This window comes from Pseudomonas sp. (genome assembly GCF_050739995.1).
GTDB lineage: Bacteria > Pseudomonadota > Gammaproteobacteria > Pseudomonadales > Pseudomonadaceae > Aquipseudomonas.
The window spans coordinates 1-3,479 of record NZ_JBOICG010000309.1; the positions used below are offsets into that span (position 1 = coordinate 1).

General features: G+C 62.5%; 2 protein-coding genes and 1 pseudogene. 2 read left to right on the plus strand and 1 reads right to left on the minus strand.

The window, feature by feature from the left end; genetic code table 11:
- Positions 1–3: 3 nt before the first annotated feature.
- Together ACRESD_RS10380 and ACRESD_RS10385 are read left to right on the plus strand one after the other, a co-directional pair.
- Positions 4–990, plus strand: coding sequence for an XdhC family protein (locus ACRESD_RS10380; RefSeq protein ID WP_431750829.1), 987 nt, complete (start codon positions 4–6; stop codon positions 988–990).
- Positions 987–1,577 (plus strand): nucleotidyltransferase family protein, encoded by a 591-nt coding sequence (locus ACRESD_RS10385; RefSeq protein WP_431750828.1) that lies wholly within the window; start codon positions 987–989, stop codon positions 1,575–1,577. Before ACRESD_RS10380 ends, ACRESD_RS10385 begins: the two co-directional genes overlap by 4 nt.
- A 101-nt stretch (positions 1,578–1,678) precedes the next feature.
- Here ACRESD_RS10385 and ACRESD_RS10390 read toward each other — a convergent pair.
- Positions 1,679–3,479 (minus strand): annotated as a pseudogene (locus ACRESD_RS10390) (ribonuclease E); the annotation flags it as partial.

Below are 3,479 nucleotides of genomic sequence, written 5' to 3' on the forward strand. Positions count from 1 at the left end.
TTTGTGGACAGTGTGGATCTGAATGTCCTGCGCAGCGTGCTCGAATGGCGTCGCGCCGGGCAGCGGGTGGTGTTGTACAGCGTGGTTCAGACCTGGGGGAGTGCACCACGTCCACCGGGGGCCATGCTGGCGCTGCGTGGCGATGGGGTGGTGATCGGCTCGGTGTCTGGCGGCTGCATCGAGGATGACTTGATCGCACGCCTGCAGGACGGTCGCCTGCCTGACGACGGCCCACCGGTACAACTGGTGACCTACGGCGTCACCCGCGATGAGGCGGCGCGCTTTGGTCTGCCGTGCGGTGGCACGTTGCGCCTGACCGAAGAGCGGGTAGACGATTGGCAGTGGGTCGCACAGCTACTGGCGCGCTGTGAGGATCACCAGATCGTTGCCCGGGAGCTGAACCTGGTGACAGGTGCCGTGACCCTGAGTGAGGCCGGCAAGGATGATGTGGTCAGCTTCGATGGCGAACACCTGCGGGCTATCTACGGCCCACGCTGGCGGCTGCTGTTGATAGGTGCCGGGCAACTGTCGCGCTATGTAGCGGAAATCGCGCGTTTGCTGGATTTCGAAGTGCTCATCTGCGATCCGCGGGAAGAGTTTGTCTATGGTTGGGAAGAGCAGCATGGTCGCTTTGTACCGGGCATGCCGGACGAGGCGGTGTTGAATATCCAGACGGATGAGCGCACGGCCATTGTTTGCCTGACCCATGATCCGCGCCTGGATGATATGGCGCTGCTCACGGCGTTGAATTCTGCAGCGTTCTACATCGGCGCCCTCGGCTCGCGGGTCAATACCCAGAAACGCCGGGAAAACCTGGCGGCACTGGGAGTATCGGCGGAGGCGATAGCACGTTTGCATGGGCCGATCGGTTTGCATATTGGTAGTCACACACCGGCGGAAATCGCCTTGTCGTTGATGGCGGAAATTGTCGCGATCAAGAACGGTGTGGCGCCGATGCAGAAGAAACTGATGCCGGTGATGGCGCAGTGACAGTCACTGCGATTGTGCTCGCTGCGGGGCAGGGCAGTCGTTTCCGCGTCGAGGCCGGGGCTGATAAAGACAAGTTATTGGCCGATTGCGTAGGCCTGGATGGCGTGATTCGGCCGGTGATCGAGCAGGTGCTGAGGAATTTGCCCGTGGGCGTTGTCAGGCGCTGGTTGGTGACCTCTCCGGAGCGCTCGGAAGTCATTCGGTTAGCTCGGGTGTATGGCTGCGAAGTTTTGCTGCTTCATTCAGCCGGCATGGGCGACAGTATTGCCGCAGCGGTCGCAGCCAGTAGCCCGTCGGACGGCTGGCTGGTGGTGTTGGGGGATATGCCGTTTATCCAACCGTCGAGTATTGAGCGGGTGATCGATGGGATGGAGCAGGGCGGCATCAGCGTGCCCGTACAGGAGGGGCGGTATGGGCATCCTGTGGCGTTCGGCCGGGAATTTGGGCCAGGGTTGATGGCGCTGAGCGGGGATCGCGGGGCCAGGTCGTTGTTTGCTGAAGCGATAGTGAACGAAGTGCTGGTCGAAGATGTTGGTGTGCTTTGGGATATCGACGTGCCGCAGTCCTTGAGTTTCAAGCCTATCTAAATGTGAGAAGGAGCAAGCCCCCTCCCACATTTGATCGGGACACACTGCATAAAAAAGCCCCGCCTGAGTGATCAGGCGGGGCTTTTTAATTGCTGCTGGAATCAGACGAGAGGTTTGCTCTCGTGTTCTGCTTCCTGTGCCGCGGCAGCAGCAGCGGCGGCTTCAGCTTCCTTGCGACGACGACGCACTTCACGTGGGTCGTTCGGTGCACGGCCGTTCTCGGTCAGGGCGCTGACCGGTGCGGCTTCAACCACTGGAGCGGCCACTTCGGCAACCACCGGCGCTTCAACCACTGGCGCTGGTTCAACGGCCGGAGCGGACTCAACCACCGGGGCTGGCTCGGCGACCACGACTTCAGCAACCGGTGCTGGTGCTTCTTCTACCACAGGGGCTGGTGCTTCAACCGGTACTGCTGGTTCGGCGTGCCATTGGAAGGCGGTCTGTTCTTCACGAACTTCTCGTACTTCTGGCGCGGCTTCGACAGCCGGTGCTTCAACCACGGCCTCAACGACTGGCTGAGGCTCAACCACAGGTGCTGGCTCAACAACCGCCACTTCAACTTCTGGTTGGGCTACAGGAGCCTGTGCAACTTCCACTTCCGGAACAACCGGCGCTTCGATTGGGGTGGTGGCTTCGACCACCGGTGCTTCCACGACTGGCGCTTCAACCACAGGTGCTTCAACCGCTGGCGTCTCGGCAACAGCTGTCTCAACAACCACAGTTTCTTCGATAGCAGCGGTAGCGCGCTCAGCCTGCTCGTGTGCCTGGGCTTCAGCTGGAGCGCTGATGACCGAACTGGCAACGGCAGCGGTAACGGCCAGACCGGCAGCCAGTTCGGCGCCAGTTGGTTCGCCAGTAGCGGCTTCTGCGTTTTCGCCAGTTTCTTCCGAACCTTCGATCACGTTGCCGTTGGCATCGCGTTGACGCTCACGACGGTTGCTGCGACGACGCTGGCCACGGGAGCGACGGCGTGGACGATCGCCTTCGGCGCCTTCCTGGCCGTCGTCCTGCAGTTGCTCTTCGCCGGTCAGCACTTCTTCTTCGCTGGCGGCAGCGGCGTGTTCGGCACGTGGTTGACGCTCTTCACGCGGTGGGCGTGGTTGACGTTCCTCACGAGGTGCACGCTCTTCACGCGGCTGGCGAGCCGGGCGTTCTTCGGCGACAACCGCTGCACCGGCAACGGCTGGAACGGCGTCCAGCGGCTCGCGCAGTTCACGTACACGCTCCTCACGCTCGCCACGTGGCTTGCGGTCTTCGCGTGGGGCACGTGGAGTGCGTGGTGCGCGCTCTTCGCGCGGTGCACGTTCTACCGTCGGGGTCTCTTCACGAGCTTCGCGAGGTGCACGCTCTTCACGTGGCGCGCGTTCTTCACGCGGAGCACGTTCTTCGCGCGGTTTGCGCTCTTCGTCACGACGACCGTTGCGGTTACGGCTCTGCTGGCGACCGTTGCGACGTTCTTCGTTGCGCGCCGGACGCTCGGCAGCTGGTTTTTCAACCACAACCGGAGCGGCTGGCTCTTCCTTGGTGGCGAACAGGCTGACCAGCGACTTCACCAGGCCTTTGAACAGGCTTGGCTCAGGCAGTGCGGCCGGTGCGGCAACCGGAGCGGCGACTTCGGTCGGAACCGGTGCGTTGGCGCGAGCCGGCGCAGTCTTGACCGCAGCTTCCTGGCGAACCAGGGTGCGGGTCGCAGCGGCTGGCTGGACTTCTTCCACTTCGGCAGCGGCAGCGGCGATTTCGTAGCTGGACTGGCCGCTGTGGGCTTCAGGGCTGTCATCACGCAGGCGCTGCACTTCGAAGTGCGGCGTTTCCAGGTGATCGTTCGGCAGAATCACGATGCGGGCGCGGGTGCGCAGTTCGATCTTGGTGATCGAGTTGCGTTTTTCGTTGAGCAGGAACGCG